This is a genomic window from Flavobacterium sp., assembly GCF_032153895.1.
Lineage (GTDB): Bacteria > Bacteroidota > Bacteroidia > Flavobacteriales > Flavobacteriaceae > Flavobacterium.
Genome location: NZ_JALDYN010000001.1, coordinates 152,436 through 173,143, shown reverse-complemented (window position 1 = coordinate 173,143; position 20,708 = coordinate 152,436). Strand labels below are relative to the sequence as shown.

21 protein-coding genes and 1 tRNA gene are annotated in these 20,708 nt (G+C 37.3%); 10 read left to right on the top strand and 12 right to left on the bottom strand.

Features of this window, described 5'->3' with window-relative positions:
• Positions 1-29 precede the first annotated feature (29 nt).
• The gene (locus tag RUH60_RS00865; RefSeq protein WP_313803982.1) at positions 30-698 is read right to left on the bottom strand and encodes a sterol desaturase family protein; all 669 of its coding nucleotides are present in this window, start codon (positions 696-698) and stop codon (positions 30-32) included.
• A 174-nt stretch (positions 699-872) separates the two neighbouring features.
• Positions 873-1,880: a beta-ketoacyl-ACP synthase III gene (locus tag RUH60_RS00860; protein WP_313803979.1), complete on the bottom strand. Its 1,008-nt coding sequence runs from the start codon at positions 1,878-1,880 to the stop codon at positions 873-875.
• A gap of 185 nt (positions 1,881-2,065) precedes the next feature.
• Between RUH60_RS00860 and RUH60_RS00855 the strand changes: the two genes are divergently transcribed.
• Complete coding sequence (locus RUH60_RS00855) at positions 2,066-4,480, top strand: prolyl oligopeptidase family serine peptidase (RefSeq protein ID WP_313803976.1); 2,415 nt, start codon at positions 2,066-2,068, stop codon at positions 4,478-4,480.
• Positions 4,481-4,515: 35 nt separating this feature from the next.
• Here the strand turns inward: RUH60_RS00855 and RUH60_RS00850 are convergent, their stop codons facing one another.
• Positions 4,516-5,463 (bottom strand): ABC transporter ATP-binding protein, encoded by a 948-nt coding sequence (locus RUH60_RS00850; protein ID WP_313803973.1) that lies wholly within the window; start codon positions 5,461-5,463, stop codon positions 4,516-4,518.
• A 146-nt stretch (positions 5,464-5,609) separates the two neighbouring features.
• On the opposite strand from RUH60_RS00850, the gene RUH60_RS00845 reads away from it, so the two are divergent.
• Positions 5,610-6,239, top strand: a complete 630-nt coding sequence (locus tag RUH60_RS00845; protein WP_313803970.1) for an outer membrane beta-barrel protein — start codon at positions 5,610-5,612, stop codon at positions 6,237-6,239.
• A gap of 53 nt (positions 6,240-6,292) precedes the next feature.
• Here the strand turns inward: RUH60_RS00845 and RUH60_RS00840 are convergent, their stop codons facing one another.
• Both RUH60_RS00840 and RUH60_RS00835 read right to left on the bottom strand, forming a co-directional pair.
• Complete coding sequence (locus RUH60_RS00840) at positions 6,293-6,988, bottom strand: OmpA family protein (protein WP_313803967.1); 696 nt, start codon at positions 6,986-6,988, stop codon at positions 6,293-6,295.
• Between the two features lie 11 nt (positions 6,989-6,999).
• A complete protein-coding gene (locus tag RUH60_RS00835) occupies positions 7,000-7,452 on the bottom strand; it encodes a lipocalin family protein (RefSeq protein ID WP_313803964.1) in 453 nt (150 codons plus the stop codon).
• Positions 7,453-7,638: 186 nt separating this feature from the next.
• On the opposite strand from RUH60_RS00835, the gene htpG reads away from it, so the two are divergent.
• The 8 genes from htpG to RUH60_RS00795 all read left to right on the top strand — a co-directional run bounded on the left by htpG (position 7,639) and on the right by RUH60_RS00795 (position 16,148).
• Positions 7,639-9,525: a molecular chaperone HtpG gene (htpG, locus tag RUH60_RS00830; protein WP_313803961.1), complete on the top strand. Its 1,887-nt coding sequence runs from the start codon at positions 7,639-7,641 to the stop codon at positions 9,523-9,525.
• A gap of 117 nt (positions 9,526-9,642) precedes the next feature.
• A complete protein-coding gene (locus RUH60_RS00825; RefSeq protein WP_313803958.1) occupies positions 9,643-10,479 on the top strand; it encodes a hypothetical protein in 837 nt (278 codons plus the stop codon).
• A gap of 119 nt (positions 10,480-10,598) precedes the next feature.
• On the top strand, positions 10,599-11,492 hold the full coding sequence (locus tag RUH60_RS00820; protein ID WP_313803955.1) for a DMT family transporter: 894 nt from the start codon (positions 10,599-10,601) through the stop codon (positions 11,490-11,492).
• A gap of 50 nt (positions 11,493-11,542) precedes the next feature.
• Positions 11,543-12,250: an aquaporin Z gene (gene aqpZ / locus RUH60_RS00815; protein WP_313803952.1), complete on the top strand. Its 708-nt coding sequence runs from the start codon at positions 11,543-11,545 to the stop codon at positions 12,248-12,250.
• Between the two features lie 49 nt (positions 12,251-12,299).
• Positions 12,300-12,914: an alpha-ketoglutarate-dependent dioxygenase AlkB family protein gene (locus RUH60_RS00810; RefSeq protein WP_313803949.1), complete on the top strand. Its 615-nt coding sequence runs from the start codon at positions 12,300-12,302 to the stop codon at positions 12,912-12,914.
• Positions 12,915-13,055: 141 nt separating this feature from the next.
• Positions 13,056-13,337 carry a TIGR03643 family protein gene (locus RUH60_RS00805; protein WP_313803946.1) on the top strand — a complete coding sequence of 94 codons (282 nt, stop codon included), beginning with the start codon at positions 13,056-13,058 and terminating at the stop codon, positions 13,335-13,337.
• 125 nt (positions 13,338-13,462) lie between these two features.
• Entirely contained in the window at positions 13,463-15,334 is a 1,872-nt protein-coding gene (locus RUH60_RS00800; protein ID WP_313803943.1) for a peptidase M61, read from the top strand.
• 100 nt (positions 15,335-15,434) lie between these two features.
• Positions 15,435-16,148 carry a DUF4369 domain-containing protein gene (locus RUH60_RS00795; RefSeq protein ID WP_313803940.1) on the top strand — a complete coding sequence of 238 codons (714 nt, stop codon included), beginning with the start codon at positions 15,435-15,437 and terminating at the stop codon, positions 16,146-16,148.
• 65 nt (positions 16,149-16,213) lie between these two features.
• Here the strand turns inward: RUH60_RS00795 and RUH60_RS00790 are convergent.
• From RUH60_RS00790 to RUH60_RS00760, 7 genes are all read right to left on the bottom strand, one after another.
• Positions 16,214-16,287, bottom strand: a tRNA-Thr gene (locus tag RUH60_RS00790).
• Between the two features lie 81 nt (positions 16,288-16,368).
• Complete coding sequence (locus RUH60_RS00785; RefSeq protein WP_313803937.1) at positions 16,369-16,635, bottom strand: hypothetical protein; 267 nt, start codon at positions 16,633-16,635, stop codon at positions 16,369-16,371.
• Between the two features lie 54 nt (positions 16,636-16,689).
• Positions 16,690-17,664, bottom strand: coding sequence for a type I phosphomannose isomerase catalytic subunit (locus tag RUH60_RS00780; RefSeq protein ID WP_313803935.1), 975 nt, complete (start codon positions 17,662-17,664; stop codon positions 16,690-16,692).
• Positions 17,664-18,119 (bottom strand): peroxiredoxin, encoded by a 456-nt coding sequence (locus RUH60_RS00775; RefSeq protein ID WP_313803932.1) that lies wholly within the window; start codon positions 18,117-18,119, stop codon positions 17,664-17,666. The genes RUH60_RS00780 and RUH60_RS00775 overlap by 1 nt, the downstream gene beginning before the upstream one ends.
• Positions 18,119-18,529: a 6-carboxytetrahydropterin synthase gene (locus RUH60_RS00770; protein ID WP_313803929.1), complete on the bottom strand. Its 411-nt coding sequence runs from the start codon at positions 18,527-18,529 to the stop codon at positions 18,119-18,121. Before RUH60_RS00770 ends, RUH60_RS00775 begins: the two co-directional genes overlap by 1 nt.
• Positions 18,526-19,053 (bottom strand): isopentenyl-diphosphate Delta-isomerase, encoded by a 528-nt coding sequence (gene idi, locus RUH60_RS00765; RefSeq protein WP_313803926.1) that lies wholly within the window; start codon positions 19,051-19,053, stop codon positions 18,526-18,528. Before idi ends, RUH60_RS00770 begins: the two co-directional genes overlap by 4 nt.
• A 42-nt stretch (positions 19,054-19,095) precedes the next feature.
• Positions 19,096-20,658, bottom strand: a complete 1,563-nt coding sequence (locus tag RUH60_RS00760; RefSeq protein ID WP_313803923.1) for an FAD-dependent protein — start codon at positions 20,656-20,658, stop codon at positions 19,096-19,098.
• Positions 20,659-20,708 lie beyond the last annotated feature (50 nt).

The following is a 20,708-nucleotide window of genomic DNA, read 5'->3' as shown; positions in this document are numbered from 1 at the left end:
AGTTGTTGAACGCTTCGAGGTTTTTTATTTTAATCTTCTTGTTGAAATTTCAAAGCTTTGGCTTTGTCGGGATCTTCTTTGTGCTTTCGTAAATCGAAAGTAGTTCCGAAAAGTCTGTCCCAAAAAGTATTGCTTACTCCAAAACCCAAATGCTCGTTACGATAATGATGCATTTGATGATTGCGCCATAACGGTTTCATAAACTCAAACGGCGGCTCGAAAGCATGAATAGCGTAGTGCATCGATGCGTACAAAAGATAGCCCAACATAAAACCCGGAAAGAACGCCCAATTGTAATCTGATAATAACAAGTAATGCAATCCGAAAAGCACTGTTGATAAAATGATACTGGGAACTGGTGGCATAAAAAGTCGATCGCGATCTCTTGGATATTCATGATGATTTCCGTGCATAATATAAGCCACTTTTTGAATGCCAACATGTTCACTTACCCAATGAAATATATAACGGTGGGCGATGTATTCGAAAAACGTCCAGTATAGAATTCCGCTAAAAAAAAGGATTGCTGTAATTGTTGTCGGAATCTGATAAACCACCAATGCCCGGTAAATAAGATAGGCTAAAATTGGGATATACATGCTCCAAATGAGTATCGGATTGCCTTTGGTGAGCATTTCCAAATACCTGTTTTCAAATAACCTTGCCTGACCTTCGTTGTACACTACTTTTCTTGCCATAATTTGCTAATTATTAAAGATTAATAATGGTAACTATGTTCTAAAATTAAAAAAATAGTCGCAAACAAAAAAGCAATTACATAGGATTTAACATACAGATAATCGGTAAAAAGTAATAAAAAAGCAGATTTGAGATCCAATCCACAAATCTGCTCTTCATTATTTTGAAAAACTTTACCAGCGAATAATAGCGCTTCCCCAAGTAAATCCGGAACCAAAAGCCGCTAAAACCACCAAATCACCTTCTTTGATTTTACCTTGTTCCCAAGCTTCGGTTAAAGCGATTGGAATAGACGCTGCAGTCGTATTTCCGTATTTCTGAATATTGTTGTGTACCTGAGAATCTTCCAATTTGAATTTCTGCTGAATGAACTGTGAAATCCTCAAATTCGCCTGATGTGGAATCAGCATGTTGATGTCAGAAACCTGTAAATTATTCGCTTGTAAACCTTCCATAATCACTTCGCTGAAACGAACTACGGCATTTTTAAACACAAACTGTCCGTTCATGTACGGATAATAACTCTCGTCATTCGGGTCGTTGTCTTTGATTACATCGGTAATCCAGCGTTTTCCCATTCCTGGCGCAATTAGAGCCAATTCTTCTGCATGCTGTCCTTCGGAATGCAAATGAGTGGATAAAATTCCTTTGGAACTATCTTCGGAACGACTTAAAACCGCTGCTCCGGCGCCATCTCCGAAAATTACGGAAACGCCTCGACCACGAGTTGTAAAATCCAAACCTCTTGAATGCACTTCGGAACCGATTACCAAGATATTTTTATACATTCCGGTTTTGATGAATTGGTCGGCCACTGAAATTCCGTACACGAACCCTGAACATTGATTTCGGATATCTATGGCACCAACGGTTTTTAAACCTAAATCACGTTGCACCAAAACACCTGGTCCTGGAAAATAGTAATCGGGACTTAAAGTCGCAAATACAATGAAATCGATATCTTCTTTGGCAATTCCGGAGCGCTGAATCGCCATTTCGGCAGCTTTCACACCCATGGAAGTCGTGGTGTCATCAAGACTGTTAACGTGTCTTCTCTCCTGAATACCGGTTCGTTCCTGAATCCATTCGTCGTTGGTATCCATGATTTTGGACAAATCGTCGTTAGTTACCACATTTTCCGGAACATAATAGCCTAATCCTGAAATCTTTGAAGTATACATTTTTATCTTATTATTAAAAATAGGGCTACAAATTTAAACATATTTACATCTTTATTAAAAAAATACACTGAATTTTCGATTACACTCAAAAAGAACTGCTCAACAACTAATTTTAACAGTTCATCGTGTAACACAAAATTGTATCTTAGACCAATTATTCTAAAAATAATCACAACGTACAGTATATGAAACTTCAAAATTATTTTTGGCTGTTGCTTTTATCAGGTTCTGCGCTATTTGCACAAGAAAACCTAACTTTTCAAAAGCCATCGAAAGAAATTTTAGCCTTAGCAGATTATGACAGAGCACCGTCAGTTATGATGGACACCAAAAAAGAGTGGATGCTCCTTTCCTACCGCAACACTTACAAAACTTTAGATGAACTGAATCAGGAAGAAATGCGTTTGGCCGGTTTGCGTATCAATCCGATTACCAACATTTCCAGCACGGTAACTTACATCAACAATCTGAAAGTGCGTCGTATTAAAGACAAAAACGAAATTCAGGTTCAGGGTTTACCGGAGAATGCCAAAATCACTAATTTATCATGGTCGCCAGATGAAAAGAAAATGGCATTTACCAACACCACAAACAATGGCGTTGAGCTTTGGATATTAGACATTGCTTCGGCAAAAGCCACCAAACTTTCATCTGACAATTTGAATGCAAATCTAGGCAATCCGATTAGCTGGTTTCGCGACGGACAAAGCTTGTTAGTTAAAAAACTGGTTACGAACCGTCCGGAGTTAATTGATGGAAAAAAAGACATTCCTAACGGACCAACCGTTTCCAACAGTGATGGAAAAGTTTCCCAAAACAGAACCTATCAGGATTTGCTAAAAAACAAAACCGATGAAACCAATTTTGAAACTTTAGTCGCTTCGGAATTGTATAAAATCGATTTGAACGGCAAAGAAACCCTATTCAAAAAAGCTGACATGTATGCTGGCGAATCTTTTTCACCTGACGGCAATTATTTAATGATTACCACTATTGAAAAACCTTATTCTTACATTGTTCCGTTGAGCCGTTTTCCGCAAAAAACTGTTGTTTACGACAAATCGGGCAACGAAATTAAAATAGTGAACGAAGTTCCGTTAAACGAAATCATGCCCAAAGGTTTTATGGCAGTTCGCAAAGGAAAAAGAAGTATGGGCTGGAGAAATGACGCTCCGGCTACTTTATCGTTTGTAGAAGCCTTAGACGGTGGAGATCCTGCTACCAAAGTAGATTTCAGAGATGAAGTTTTCTTGTGGACAGCACCGTTCAATCAACAGCCAACTTCATTGGTAAAAACTCCACAGCGTTACACCGGAATCACTTGGGGAAATGCCAATACTGCGATTCTTTTTGACAGTTGGTACGACACCCGAAATACTAAAACTTATTTATTCAATCCTGCTAATCCTGCTCAGGCACCAAAAGTGATTTCCGACCGAAATTCTCAGGACATTTATTCTGATCCGGGCGATTTTGAAACCAAGAAAAACGAATACGGCAGATATGTGCTTGCCTTTGAAGGTGACAATACGTATTTGATTGGTGAAGGTTTTACCAAAGACGGTCAATTCCCTTTTATTGATGAGTTCAACACTAAAACATTGCAGAAAAAACGTTTGTATCAATCGGCTTACAAAACTAAAAAGGAAGCTATTTTATCGATAGAAGATTTTAAAAAAGGTGATGTTTTGGTTCAGATTCAGTCGCCAACCGAATTTCCGAATTACTATTTCCGAAACATTAAATCGAAAGATAAAGTAACGCCGATTACCGCGTTCCAAAATCCGTTTGAAAGTATCAAAAATGTGTACAAGGAAGTAATCAAATACAAACGCAAAGACGGTGTGGAACTTTCGGGAACGTTATATTTACCGGCCAACTATGACCGAAAAGCTAAAAAAGAAAAACTTCCGCTACTGGTTTGGGCGTATCCGACAGAATACAAAGACAAAAATTCTGCTGGGCAATCGAACCAAAACCCTAACGAGTTTACGTTTCCAAATTATGGTTCCTTCGTGTATTGGGTAACGAAAGGATATGCGGTTTTAGACGATGCTTCGTTCCCTATTATTGGAGAAGGTAAAACTGAACCTAACGATACGTTTATCACACAATTGGTAGATAATGCGGAAGCTGCTATCAACGCGGTGGATAATTTAGGTTACATCAATCGTAAAAAAGTGGCTGTCGGCGGACATTCGTATGGCGCTTTCATGACCGCAAATTTATTGACACATTCCAATTTATTTGCTTGCGGAATTGCCAGAAGTGGTGCTTACAACAGAACCTTAACGCCTTTCGGATTCCAAAGTGAACAACGCAATTACTGGGAAGTCCCGAATATTTACAACGGGATGTCGCCTTTCATGTCGGCTGAAAAAATGAAAACGCCTTTGTTGTTGGTTCACGGTGATGCGGACAACAACCCGGGTACGTTTACTTTGCAATCAGAGCGCTATTTCCAAGCTTTGAAAGGTTTAGGAGCTCCGGTTCGCTTAGTTTTGTTACCAAAAGAATCTCACGGTTATGCTGCTAAGGAAAATATTTTACACTTGCTTTGGGAACAAGATCAGTTCTTAGAAAAGTATTTGAAAAACTAACAAACAAAAAGCCTGAAATTTACTTCAGGCTTTTTTTATGCTAACATCAGGAATATTTCTTTATTGTATTCTAAAGCGGTTTCGTGTTCGAAGAAAATTGCTTTTCCTTCATCCGAAGCTTTAATCAAAAAAGTACTTCCTTTAAAATAGGATTGCTTGACGATTACTTTGTAATGTCCGTTTTCCACCACTTTCAACTGATGTGGATATAACAATAACATTTCCTCATCTTCTTCAGCATCTCCCGTCAATTTTGACAAAGCAATTTCATTGACCTCTCCAAAAAGAGATGCGCTATACTTTTGCTTCGGATTAGTGTATATCTCATGCGAAGAGCGTTTATCGAGTAATTTACCGCTTTTCAGCACAATCACTTCATCTGCAAACGATAAAGCATCACTACTGTCGTGTGTTGCAATCAAAACTGTCACTTCTTTGGTTTTAAGATAAGCGAACAAATTCCTGCGCAACGCATTCTTTCTGAAATTGTCAATATGACTGAACGGTTCGTCCAACAACAAAACTTCCGGTTCTAAAGCCAAAACTCGAGCCAAAGCCACTCTTTGCTGCTGTCCGCCGCTTAAAAATTTTGCTTTTACATTGGCATATTCGGTCATTTCAACTACTTCAAGTAATTCTGCAATACGATCCTGTTTCTCTTCCGGATAAAAATTAGACAGGTACTTTCCAACATTTTCAGCAACGCTGATGTAGGGCATCAAATCGAAATCCTGTGCCAGATATTTCATAAAAGGCATACCGGGAACCAAATTGAATTTAGGTCCGGTCACTTGTTCATCTTTCCAAAAAATTTCGCCTTCATCCAAATCGTGTAAGCCGTAAATCAACTTCAAAAGCGTACTCTTTCCACAACCGCTTTCTCCAATTATAGCGATGCATTTTCCTCTTTCGACTGAAAATTGTATGGTGTCGATAACTTTTGTATCTGAATAACCAAATGAAATTGTATTTACGTGAAGCATGCTACTTAATTAAGATCACAAAATTACATGGTATTTAGAACTCAAAACAAAAAAATTAACTTTAAGAAACAATATTTTAAAAACTTATTCTAATTATTTGAAAGATAATAACTAACATTGCAAAAAATTTTTAACCTACTATTTGCATGAAATTTTCAGTTAAAAAATTGACTTTTTTCCTGCTATTATTTACATCATTATCGTTCTCTCAAAGCCCATATGGAGGTTTGGCGATTGATGCAAATTATGGTATTTCAGGAGTAAAAGACCCAGGCTTAAGCGATTTTTCGCACTTCGATTTCGGAGTACGTTATATGTTTAATGATCTTTGGGGGCTTAAATTGGATTACGGTCAGGATAAATTCAGAACACAGGAAACACCAACCGAAGAGGGAATTGATATATCTCGAATTTCTGCACAGGGATATTTTAACTTAACCAATATCATTGACAGTAGAAGTTATTTCTATAGTCGCACATTCAATTTGATGGGACATGCTGGAGTAGGTTACTCGATGCAAAAATCAGTTACGATTCCAGAAGGCGGTACGGATGAAATTGGTCATATTATTTTTGGTATTACACCTCAGTTTTCAATTACCGATAATTTAGCTGTAGGATTGGATGCTACCGGAATCATTCACTTGTCTCAACATTATTGGTTTGATGGTAACTACACTTATACGAGTCCGGAATTCAACGGTTCTCCAAATGCAACCACAACCTTCATTTACAATTTAACCTTAGGACTATCTTACACCTTCGGTCAACAATAACATAAAAAAAATCCCAAACAATGTTTGGGATTTTTTTATTTATCATCTTTCAATTATTTACCTGCTTCTTTTTGAGCATCCTGAACCATTTTATCGTTTGCTGTAATGGCAAACTCAACACGTCGGTTTTTACTTCTTCCGGCATCGGTATCGTTGGTTGCAATAGGATCAGCTTCTCCCATTCCAACAATATTGAAACGAGAACCCACTAAACCTTTACTAGCCATATAGCTCTTAACGGCAGAAGCTCTTTGTTCAGACAAACTTAAATTGTATTCATCAGAACCTTTACTATCAGTATACCCATAAATTTGAATATTGGTATCCGGATATTGTTTGAAAACCGGAATCAATTTATCTAAATTTTGTTTGGCAGTTGGAGTCAATGACGATTTGTTAAAATCAAAATTCACCGAATTTTCACCTAAAACCAATTTAATTCCTTCTCCTACTCGTTCTACTTCAACACCTGGTAAAGCTTCTTTGATTTCACGAGCCTGCTTATCCATACTGCGACCGATGATGGCTCCTGCGGTTCCACCAATCACACCGCCAAGAACTGCGCCTAAGGCTCCTTTTCCACCTTTTCCAAGATTGTTTCCTAAAACACCACCGATTACAGCGCCACCAACGGCTCCAATCACAGCTCCTTTTTGTGTATTGTTTGCATTCTTAACCGAATTACATCCCGTAAAAACAGAACTAGCCGTTAAAGCCAGTGCCACTGCACAAATACTTATCTTTTTCATATCTTTTCTTTTTAGTTTGTTCTTTCAAATTGGTATACAATATCTGCTTGGTTTCCACCAACATTAATTTTGTCAATCAACTGGAAAGAATTTGCAGACTGATTAGCCACACGCAATCGGTAGCCTTGTGTCACTTTTCTCGCTTTAGCATCTTCCCCGATGAATTTCAAAGTAAACTCCTGCTCCGGTGTAATAGACCATACGATGTCACTCTTAAAATCTGTACACTGACTTAAAGCCATAGTTCCTTTGTTATTATTGGAAACAAACGTCCAGTTACTTCCAATAAAACATTTAGAATCGGCTATCTGGAATGAAGTAGCCTTAAAATACTCCGAACCTGGATAGGTTACATTAGTAATTCGCCAACTCCCACGCAATCCAACTTGGGATTTAGTATCTATGGTCGGCTTACAAGAAACCATCAGCACCATAAACAGACTTAACACAAATAACTTTCTCATAGTAATACTTTTTTTTACAAAAATACGGTTATTTTAATAATTAAAAACGTACTAAATTTACAAATTATTACTCCCTTATCATTGCTTTCACGATTATTTAACACTTGTGCCATTTTGTCACAACTCATGCTTTTGGTATTCAATTTGCCATACTGAATACATCATTATAAATTAAACTATCGACATATGACCACAGGAAAAATCAATGTATCCGTAGAAAACATCTTTCCTTTAATTAAGAAATTTTTATACAGCGACCACGAAATCTTTTTAAGAGAATTGGTTTCCAACGCTACTGATGCAACTTTAAAATTAAAACACTTAACAAGCATTGGTGAAGCGAAAACCGAATACGGCAACCCAATCATCGAAATAAAAATCAACAAAGAAGGTAAAAAACTGCACATCATTGACCAAGGTTTAGGAATGACCGCCGATGAAGTAGAAAAATACATCAACCAAATTGCGTTTTCAGGTGCCGAAGAATTCTTGGAGAAATACAAAGATTCAGCGAAAGATTCTGGTGTAATCGGACATTTCGGATTAGGATTTTATTCAGCTTTCATGGTAGCCAGCAAAGTGGAAATCATCACCAAATCGTTCAAAGATGAACCCGCAGCGCATTGGATTTGCGACGGAAGCCCAGAGTTTTCATTGGAACCACACGCAAAATCTGATCGCGGAACCGAAATCATCCTTCACATTGCTGACGATTCTACCGAGTTTTTAGAAGAAGGCAAAATTCGTGAGTTACTGACAAAATACAACAAGTTCATGCCAATTCCGATTAAATTCGGAACCAAAAAAGAAGCGTTACCAAAACCTGAAAACACAGGTGATGACTATAAAACCGAATACATCGAGGTTGATAATTTCATCAACAACCCAAATCCGGCCTGGACGAAACAACCTTCTGACTTATCGGATGAAGATTATAAAAACTTCTACCGCGAATTGTATCCGATGCAGTTTGACGAGCCGTTGTTCAACATCCATTTGAATGTCGATTATCCGTTCAATCTAACCGGAATTTTGTATTTCCCGAAGCTTTCTGCCGATTTACAAATTCAAAAAGACAAAATCCAATTGTATCAGAATCAAGTTTTTGTAACTGACAATGTAGAAGGAATTGTGCCAGAATTTTTAACAATGTTGAAAGGTGTTATCGATTCACCGGATATTCCGCTAAACGTTTCGCGTTCCTATTTACAGGCCGACGGCAACGTGAAAAAGATTTCAAATTACATCACCCGAAAAGTTTCCGATAAACTGAAATCGCTTTTCAATGAGAACCGCGAAGATTTCGAACAAAAATGGAATGATATCAAAATTGTATTGGAATACGGAATGCTGTCGGAACCGAAATTCTATGAAAAAGCTGGCGATTTTGTAGTGTATCCAACCACCGACGGGAAATTTTTCACACTAACCGAACTCAAAGAAACTTTAGCCGCAAACCAAACCGATAAAGACGGAAAACTTGTCGTGCTGTACGCTTCCAACAAAGATGCGCAACACAGTTTCATCGAAACGGCCAAAGAGAAAAATTACGAAGTAGTACTTTTAGATTCGCCAATTGTTTCGCATTTAATTCAGAAATTGGAAGCCGATAACGAGAATCTGACTTTTGTTCGCGTGGATTCTGATCACATAGACCGATTAATACAAAAAGACGACAATCAGTTATCAAAATTATCCGAAGAAGAAAAAACGCAGTTGCAAAGCGCGATTGAAACTATAGTTTCGAAGGAAACTTACACGGTTCAACTGGAAGCTATGGACAGTAAAGCAGCACCTTTCATCATCACACAACCAGAATTTATGCGTCGTATGAAAGAAATGAGTCAATCTGGCGGCGGCGGAATGTTCGGCATGGGGAATTTCCCGGAAATGTACAATTTGGTCGTTAATACCAATTCCGATTTAGCCACAACGATTCTTAGTGAAAAGGAATCTGACACCAAAGAACGTTTGGTAAAACAAGCCTTGGATTTAGCTAAATTATCGCAAGGTCTTTTAAAAGGCGAAGAATTGACCGCTTTCGTAAAAAGAAGTTTCGAATTGATTAAATAAGTTTTACAGAATAAGCCCGCGACTATTGTTACGGGCTTATTTAATATTTTTTTAGGTTTTCTTTAAACCATTTTTAGTACTTTAGGTCTAATTCCCAAAGCTTTAAAACTAAAAATTATGAAAAATCTAAAATTAAAATTATGGAGCGGTGTACTGGTTGCATCACTTATATTGGTTTCCTGTACCAAAGAAGACGAAGTAAAAAACGTTGAATTAGATCAAAAACTTCTAGTGGCTTCTGCAGAAATTGATTTTTCAAACGAATTGGATTTCAATTCCGGAATTGAAGTTGCCAACGACAACTCGAGTTACTCAGGAAAAACAAACAACACTTCTTCTCCACTTACTACCTGTGCAACCATTACTGTAGACAATGCTACACCAGGAGTATTTCCTAAAGTTTTTACATTAAATTTCGGAACGGGATGTACTATAAACGGCATAACACGTTCGGGAGTTTTAATTGTTACTCTTTCAGGATATTTTACCAATAATGGAAGTGTGATGACCATTGAGCGATCTAATTACTATGTAAACGGAAGGCATGTTGAAGGCACTGTTACTTATGTGAGTGAAACCACGAATCCGGAAACACCACAATGGACACGAACAATTACAAATGGCCAGATAACTAATCTGCAGTGGGAAGTTTATACACATAACGGTACGCGCACCGTTAAACAAACTGAAGGTGTTAGTACGCTAACTTTAGGAGACAATGTCTACCATGTGCTTTCAGGAACCCATACCGTTAATCGCCCTAACGGAACTTCTCTAACCGTAACGGTTTTAGAAACTTTGATCAAAAAATATGCCTGTAATTACATTTCCCAAGGACAACTTGATTTAAACGGAACTTTTCTAGACGGAGTTTTAGACTACGGAAACAACACCTGTGATAATCAGGCCACTTATACACACTCAAACGGTGTAGTCTACCAAGTTAACTTGTAAAAAAAAAAAATCATTAAAAACTCCTGACTTTTGCTCAGGAGTTTTTTTTATGGTTTTTACTCCAATTGCGAAACTAAATCAAAAAACTTATCTTTGCCGGCTTTTAAATTTTGAAAATTATGTTTGGAAATAGAATGTTGAAAGGTGTTTTTCTGGTTGGTTTGGGTGCAACAAGTTATGGAATGCTGGCTACCTTTGTAAAATTGGCTTATAAAGAAAACTACACGACGGCTGAAGTTACCACATCACAATTCGTTTTAGGAATACTTGGCATTCTTTTAATCAATGCTTTTCAACGTTCGAAAAAGAAAAACGAAGTAGTTCAGGCAAGTAGCAGAAATATTTTTCACTTGATGTTGGCCGGAACTTCGTTAGGAATGACGAGTGTTTTTTACTATTTAGCCGTAAAATACATTCCGGTTTCCATAGGAATTGTGCTGTTGATGCAAACCGTTTGGATGGGCGTTTTATTAGAATGGATTTTGGACAAGAAAGCCCCATCAATTCAAAAGATTGTATCTGTTTTCATCGTTTTAATCGGAACAGCTTTGGCGACAAATCTTTTAAAAAGCGATATCAATTTAGATTGGAGAGGTATCATGTGGGGCATGCTAGCAGCCGCTTCTTTCACCACAACTATGTTTACCGCCAACCGAATTGCTACCGGAATTTCATCTGCACAACGCAGCTTATACATGCTTTTAGGCGGAGCAATAATCGTTTTTGGTTTTTCAATTGCGACTCAAGTGACTCCTTTTAATTTTGACATTTTCGCAAAATGGGGTATTGTGTTAGCCGTTTTCGGAACGATTATCCCTCCACTACTTATGAACGCCGGATTTCCACATACCGGAATTGGCCTTGGAAGTATTGTTTCTTCTTTAGAATTACCTGTTTCTGTGATGATGGCTTTTATCATTCTTGACGAAACCGTAGTGTTCTCTCAGTGGATCGGAATTCTGCTAATCATCTTAGCAATTGTCATAATGAATGTGAATTTCAGAAAAAATTAACATTTGTGAGCTTTTTTTCATAAATTTGAGTAAAACCAAAACTATTTTTTATGAAAAAACTATTTGCAGAATTTTTCGGAACGTACTGGCTGGTATTCGGTGGATGCGGAAGCGCCCTATTTGCAGCCGGAATCCCAGATTTAGGAATAGGATTTGCCGGAGTTGCCTTAGCTTTCGGTCTTACAGTACTTACGATGGCTTATGCTGTCGGACACATTTCGGGTGGACACTTTAACCCTGCCGTTTCATTCGGGCTTTGGGCTGGTGGACGTTTTGAAACCAAAGATTTAGTTCCTTATATCGTTTCACAATGTTTAGGAGCAATTGCTGCAGCCGGAACCTTATTTACAATTTTAAACGGAAAAGCAGGTTTTGCTATCGACAACACGAAAGCCGGAGCCTTCGCTACGAATGGTTTTGACGCATTTTCACCGGATGGATACTCGATGACCTCTGCATTTATTGCTGAATTTGTGTTAACCCTATTCTTCCTATTAATCATTTTAGGCGCAACAGATAAATTTGCCAACGGAAAATTTGCCGGTTTAGCCATCGGATTAGGATTGACTTTAATTCACTTAATCAGTATTCCCATTACAAATACTTCAGTAAATCCGGCGCGCTCAACTTCGCAAGCTTTATTTACACAAGGCGAACCTTTGATACAGTTGTGGCTGTTCTGGATTGCACCAATAGCGGGCGCAATTGTAGGTGGTTTGATTTACAAAACCTTGCTACAATCATCCGACAACGAATAAATTATAAAGAAAAGCGGTGTTTTTACATCGCTTTTTTTATGTTTGAACGATGAATCCTCTTTTCGAAAACAACACCATTATTTTAAATCTTCCAGATGCTGAGATTGAATATACACCTACTTTTTTCAGCGAAAAGGAAGCCAAAATTCTTTTTGAAGAATTACTTGCAACGGTTCCGTGGCAGCAAGATATCATTACGATTTTCGGAAAAAACTATAACCAACCGCGTTTAACTTGTTTCTATGGCGATTTCGGCTTGCAGTACACCTACTCTGGCATCACTATGAACGCAATTCCTTGGAACAAAACCATATCTGAAATTAAACAGAGAGTGGAAAATCATACCCAACAAACCTACAATTCTGTACTGATCAACCTATATCGCGACGGCAAAGACAGTAATGGTTGGCATGCCGACGATGAAAAAACTCTTGGTCAAAATCCTGTTATTGCTTCAATAAGTCTAGGAGAAAAACGGCCGTTTCAATTAAAACATAAAATCGATTCTACAGTAAAAAAAACTATTGAATTGGAAAGCGGAAGCCTCCTTTTGATGAAAGGCACCACGCAACATTACTGGAAACATCAAATTCCCAAAACAGTAAAACCAATAAATCCTAGAATAAATCTTACGTTTCGAACCATTTTCCAAAACAAAATGTAAACTCAAAAATAAAAATGGCCTGATTTTTGAAAATTCTCAAAAAATAAAACTGCCTGATTTATAAATTCATTTTTTTAGTAATATTGGGTAAGCAATTTTGTAAAACTTAAAAAAAACGTATTTGATTTAATTTTTCATCTGATGAAAAAAAGTAAAATTTCAGAAATGGACAACGAGACTTTAAACCGCGTTGTTACTATGGCTCAGGAGGAACGCAAACCTTTTGAAGTGTTAAAAGAAGAATTCGGAATTACAGAAAGTGATGTAACAGAACTCATGCGAAAAAAGCTTTCCAAAGACAATTTCGAATTGTGGCGCAAAAAGGTCACTGCAAGCAAACCGAAACCCAAACCTCAAAAATTTAATGATTTAGAGGATGACGATTTAGACAGCAAATACTATTTTAAAAATAAATTCGATTAAAATAAAATCTCCTAATAAAGGAGATTTTTCTTTATCAACTGCTTTCAATTAGCTGATTTTTAATTTATTTTCAAAATTTGTAACAAAAAAATAAAAACCTCTACATATTATTAAAACCATGTAAAATGAAAAAAATATTGTATACCGTAGCAATTGCAGCAACTTTATTGAGTTGTAAAACACAAAACGCTACAACAACGGCATCGGCAGCAACGAAAAATCAGGTTGATGTTTCCATCGATTTGAAAAATGTTAAAGACGATAAAGTTATGGTAACCATTATGGCACCGTCTATAGCAACAGACAACATCAGTTTTAACATCCCTAAAACGGTTCCGGGAACCTATTCTACAGACAATTATGGTCGTTTTGTAGACGATTTAAAAGCTTACGATTCAAAAGGAGCCGAATTGAAAGTCGTTCGCGATGGTGACAACACTTGGAACATTGCCAACGCAAAATCTCTTGCTAAAGTAACCTATTGGGTAAATGACAGTTTTGATACTGAAACTTCTGGTGGTATGGGAGGAAAAGATGTTTTCTCGCCAGCTGGAACCAATATCATTGAAGGCAAAAATTTCATGATTAACACACATGGTTTTGTGGGCTATTTCGAAGGAAAACAAGAACTTCCATACAAAGTAAACGTATCGCATCCGGCAACATTATGGGGTGCTACCTCAATGAATGACACGGATGCAAGCAACGAAAATGACACTTTTTTATCTTCAAGATATGCTGAATTAGTGGATCATCCAATCATGTACTCCGCTCCGGATTATGTTACTTTTAAAGTAGATGATATGGACATTTTAATCAGTATCTTTTCACCAAACGGAACTTACAAAGCAGCCGATATCGCTCCTGCAATGGAAACGATGATGCGTGCTCAGAAAAAATTCTTAGGACCAGTAAACGCTACTAAAAAATACAGCGTATTGCTTTATCTGTCTGATATGAAAACCAAAGACGCTAAAGGTTTCGGAGCTTTGGAACATACGACTTCTACAACGGTTGTTATGCCAGAAATGATGCCAAAAGCAGCTTTATTGGAGCAATTGAAAGATGTGGTTTCCCATGAATTCTTCCATATTGTAACACCTTTAACGGTTCATTCGAAAGAAATCCATTATTTCGACTTTAACAACCCGAAAATGTCTCAGCATTTATGGATGTATGAAGGCGTTACTGAATATTTTGCCAATTTATTCCAGGTAAACCAAGGCTTGATTACTGAAGAAGAATTCTACAACAGAATGGCTGATAAAATCGACCAATCCAAGCGTTTTGACGAAAAAATGCCATTCACCAAAATGAGTAAAGACATTTTAGATGCCAAATACAAAGATTCTTATTACAATGTGTATTTAAAAGGTGCTTTAATAGCGATGTGTATCGATATTCAGATGCGCGAAAGCAGCAATGGTGAAAAAGGAATTTTAGATTTGATGCAGGCTTTATCAAACGAATACGGCATCAACAAACCATTTAACGATGATGAATTGTTCGGAAAAATCACTTCGTTGACTTATCCTGCTGTTGGTGAATTTTTAAATACTTATGTAGCTGGCGAAACTCCAATTCCATACGAGCAGTTTTTTGCGAAAATGGGCGTTAAGGAAACAACCATCAAAAAGCCGGGCAATCCGTTCTTAAAAGATGAAACTACGCCATACATTACGGTGGAGCCAACGACTAAGGAAATCAAAATCCTTCCAAATACAGAATTGAACAGTTTTATGACCACTTTAGGAATTAAAAACGATGATACTATTCTTGCCATCAACGATACCAATTACAACTTAGATAACATCTACGATATGATTATGTTAAGCATGGATTGGAAAGAAGGCGATGCGATTACTGTTAAAATTAAGCGCAATGGCAAAGAACAACTTTTAAAAGGCAAAGTAACTTTACCGATGCAGGATGCTGACGGATATCATGCTGTTGACGCAACCAAAACCAAAGTAAAAGAAGCTTGGTTAAAAGGATAATCTCAAAATTATATTATAAAATTTCCCCAATTTACACTTGTAGATTGGGGATTTTTATTTCGATATTTTTCTGTATTTTGCAGCACCAAAAAAGACATGAATGAAAGTAATACTTAGCACTGTTGCAGCTCTTTTCCTTTTAGCTGCTTGTAACAAAAATGAAACTGAAAACAAAGGACTAGACCTTACCGTAAAAGTAGACGGTTTAAAACAAGGGAAATTATACATTCAGAAAATTAACGACACCTCTTTAATTACATTAGACAGTATTGACATCAAAGGAAATTCCGAGTTCACCTCTCAAATCGAACTGAGTGAACCAGAAATGCTTTATCTTTCTTTAGATCGCGGTACTACTACATCAATTGACAATTTACTACCATTCTTTGCAGAACCGGGTAAAATGACAATCGAAACTTCCTTAAAAGAATTTTTCTTTAAAGCCAAAGTGACTGGTTCAGAAAATCACGATTTGTATGAAAAATACAACAAAACCAAAGCGGTTTACACCAACAATATTAATAAAAATTTGAGTCTGTCAATTTTAGCTCAAAAGAAAGGTCAAACTCAGAAAATAGACAGTTTGGATAAGGATAGTGAACGAGTAACTGTTAGACGTTATCTTAACGCTGTAAATTTCGCTGTAAACAACGGAAAACATGAAGTTGCTCCTTACATTGCTTTAACGGAAATTTATGACGTTAATGTTAAATATCTTGATACAATACAAAAATCAATGTCTCCAGAAGTTGCCAAATCCAAATACGGAAAGCAATTAACGACCTTTATTGAAGAAAGAAGAAAAACTGAATAAGTCAAAACTGCTATAAAAAACAAAAACCATCACCTAAAAAGTGATGGTTTTTTCATTAATTACCGAGCCGATGGAGGGACTCGAACCCACGACCTGCTGATTACAAATCAGCTGCTCTAGCCAGCTGAGCTACACCGGCGACTCATTTTCGGGTGCAAATATAAGCGAGTTTTTCAAACTTGCAAATACTTCAAGGCACTTTTTTAATGAAATCGTACTACTACAAAGCGTTGATTTTATCAACCAATTGATTAGCAGCCGCTTCTAAATCGTTATTAATTACTTTAAAGTGTGCTTTTTTATTTTCAACACCTCTTTGATTAATTCTAGTGATTAATCCGTCGAAAGATGTTATAGCCTCTTCAATAATGGCATCCGTTTCTGCTGATGGTTTTCCTGTAGTGGTCATTTCGTGGATGTAAACCGCTTCAATGATATCACCCAATACAAAATTGATGTCTTTCTTTAAATTTCTTACACTTGCCATTTTATTTTTGTTTAAAATTCGTTTGCAAAATTACAATAATCTTCTGAATTATGGTTAAGAAATAAATATTTCTAATACCGTTGCTTTTCCTATCAACTTAAAATTCCTCAAAACCGAAGGCAACAACACAGTATCCCCTTTGCTAAAAGAATATTCTGAATCACAGTCTTTTAGACTAATTTCAAAAGTTCCTTCCGTACAAACCAAAACCGTAAATGATTCACCATTTTTATCAAAAAACATTTGTCCGTCAAGTGAAACAACATTCGTGGAAAAATAATCACAAATCACTGCCGGATTGCTCCTATTAATTTCTTTCGAATACCGTTTTTTAGCGTTGATTACTTCGTAATTAATTGCTTCTAAAGCCAAATCGATGTGCAATTCTCTTGAATTCCCATTAGCATCCACCCTATCCCAATCATAGATTCGATAAGTAATATCAGAAGTTTGCTGAATTTCGGCAATTACTATTCCGGCACCGATAGCGTGAATGGTTCCGGTTTCCAAAAAGAAAACATCTCCTTTTTTCACCGGAATTTCTTTTAAAATTTTAGGAAGTGTTTTGTTTTCAAGATGCAACAAATACGAATCCGGAGTTTCCTTTTCATTGAAACCGACAATGATTCTTGCATCCAAATCGGCTTGCATTACGTACCACATTTCCGTTTTTCCAAAGGAATTATGACGTTTCATCGCTAATTCATCATTCGGATGTAACTGAATCGACAAATCTTCTTTTGCGTCCAAAAACTTAAATAATAAAGGAAATTCGGAGCCAAATTTCTCATACACCTTGCGTCCTAAAATTTCGGATGGAAACTTGGAAAGCAACTCATTCAGCGATAATCCTTTAAAAGTTCCGTTTGCAACCAAACTAACATCACCAGGAACTGAAGAAATTTCCCAGCTTTCCCCTATTGAAGTACCAACCGTATCTTTCTGGAGCAAAGACTTTAACTTCGTGCCACCCCAAATGCGGTCTTTCAAAATTGGTTTAAAAATCAGCGGATATAATTCAGTGTGCATTATAAAAATCGTTTTACCTGTTCGATTACTTTAGGAAAATGATTTTCAGCTTTCATACTATCAAAAACCATTTGAACCATTCCTTGTTTATCAATAATATAAGTCACGCGTCCCGGCAGCAAACCTAGTAAATTAGTCGGAACGCCGAAAAGTTTTCTCAACTTTTTACCTTCATCTGCTAATAACGTAAAAGGCAGTTTATAAGTATCCGCAAACTTTTTATGTGAAGCAACACTATCACTGCTAATTCCGATCACCTCAACTCCCAAATCTGTAAATTCTTCGTATTGGTCTCTGAAAAAGCAAGCCTGTTTAGTACAACCGGGCGTATCATCTTTCGGATAAAAATAAATCACCAAGACTTTTCCTAGAACTGAAGATAGCTTAAAAAGTTCTCCATTCTGATCTTTTGCTTCAAATTGCGGCAGCAAATTGCCTTCTTGAATCCCTTTCATTAATTCCCGCGATAGGTTACGAAATTACGAGGAGTTTCATAAAGCATCACCTCCAAATCTTTATCTGAAGCTATTTTAGCGCGTAATTTATCCCAGATAACAACAACAATATTTTCAGCGGTTGGATTCAGATTTTCAAATTCCGGTACATCAAGATTCAGATTTTTATGATCAAATGGCTGTTCCACTTCTTCATAAATCAGTTGCGCCAAATCTTTGATATCCATTACGTAACCCGTCTCTGGATTAATTGCACCGGTTACGCTTACGATCAGTTCATAATTGTGTCCGTGAAAATTCGGATTGTTACATTTACCGAAGACCGCATCGTTTTTTTCATCAGACCAATCTTTCCGATACAAACGGTGTGCAGCGTTAAAATGTGCTTTTCTGGAAATGGTTACTCTCATAGTTTATGCGCTTCAAGATAATGGTAAAATTCGTCAAAAATAATCTTGAACCATACCGTATAAATCTCCGGATTTTGTTCCATATCGGCTTTGATATCGTCAATTGCCATCCACTTCCAACTTTCTACTTCATCATCATTAATTGCAGGCTCATCATTATAATAACCGATTAAAACATGATCTAGCTCGTGTTCGGTTAAACCATTGTCAAATGGTGCTTTGTAAATGAATGAAAACAAATCTTTCAACTCCGTAGTAAAACCCATTTCTTCCTGTAAACGACGAGTTCCCGCTCCAATATTGGTTTCTCCTTCACGTTGATGACTGCAACAAGTATTCGTCCATAATAACGGCGAATGGTACTTATGATGCGCCCGTTGCTGCAACATCACTTCATTTTTATCGTTCAGAACAAAAACCGAAAAAGCACGGTGTAGCAATGCCTTTTCATGTGCTTCCAACTTTGGCATTAAACCGATTGGCTGGTCTTGTTCGTTAACTAATATTACATTTTCTTCTTTCATTGTATTGTATAGCTCCGTAAAATTACAAAAAGCTTTTAAAACTTAGACACTTAATGTTTCCGCACATTTGATAGCGCATTTCTCTCCATCAATAGCTGCTGAAATAATTCCTCCGGCATATCCGGCTCCTTCTCCGCAAGGATACAAACCCTTTATCTGAAGATGCTCTAAAGTTTCATTATCACGTGGAATTCGCACCGGTGACGAAGTTCTGCTTTCAGGCGCATGTAGAATAGCGTCATTGGTATAGTAGCCACGCATTGATTTTCCGAACTGTGTAAAACCTTCTCGCATGATTTGGGTTAAGAATCCCGGAAAAACCTGTCCTAATTCTACCGAAGTCGTACCTGGAACATAAGATGTTTTTGGAATATCTCCAGAAACTTTACTTTGCGTAAAATCAACCAAACGCTGTGCTGGTACTTTTTGAGTTTCTCCTGCTAAATGCCAAGCTTTTTGCTCAATAGCCTTCTGAAATTCCATCCCGGCTAAAGCTCCGAATTTGGCAAATGGCTTAAAATCTTCTAGTTTTAATTCGACCACAATTCCGGAATTGGCTGTTGCCTGATCGCGTTTAGAAGGTGACCAGCCGTTAGTAACCACTTCACCTGGGCTGGTTGCACAAGGCGCGATAACACCTCCGGGACACATACAAAAAGAGTACATGCCACGACCATTAACCTGTTTTACAATGGAATACGGTGCCGGCGGCAAAAATTCCCCTCTAAAATCGCAGGAATATTGAATACTATCAATCAAACTTTGCGGATGCTCTGCCCGAACGCCTAGCGCAAAAGGTTTGGCTTCAATTAAAATTTTCTTCTTATCAAGCAATTCAAAAATATCGCGTGCGGAATGACCTGTTGCCAAAATAATTTTCTTCGCTTCAATTATATCTCCGTTCTGAGTTACAATTCCCTGAACTTCATTACTTTTTACCAGAATATCAGACACTCGGGTTTCAAACAGCACTTTTCCTCCGTATTCAATAATCTTGTCTCGGATATCCTGAATAATTTGTGGTAATTTATTGGTTCCGATGTGCGGATGCGCTTCCACCAAAATATCCGGTGTTGCACCAAAAGCCACTAAAAGTCGTAGAATTCTATCAACATCACCGCGTTTTTTGGAACGTGTATATAGCTTCCCATCAGAATAGGTTCCTGCTCCGCCTTCACCAAAACAATAATTGGAATCTTCATCTACAATATGATCGCGGTTGATGGCTTTTAAATCGCGACGTCTTCCACGAACATCTTTGCCTCGTTCCAAGACAATCGGTTTCAACCCTAGTTCAACCAATTGAAGTGCTGCAAAAAGACCGGCTGGTCCGGCTCCAACTACAATAACTTCAGGTGCATTGCTGACATCTTTATATTCCGGTAGCTCAATTTTATCATGAAGCACTTCTTCTCCCTGATAAAAAACCACAATTTTGAGATTGATTTTAATCGCACGCTGCCGCGCATCTATAGAGCGTTTTAAAATGGTCAGATGTTGAATTTCAGAAACAGAAACATGAAGCAATTTCGAAACATGAACCTTCAACATTTCTTCGTTGGAAGCTATTTCGGGAGCTACTTGAATTAATAATTCTTTCGGCATGAGCTGGTAAATTTTTATTTTACAAACAAATTATACGGCAAAAGTACAAA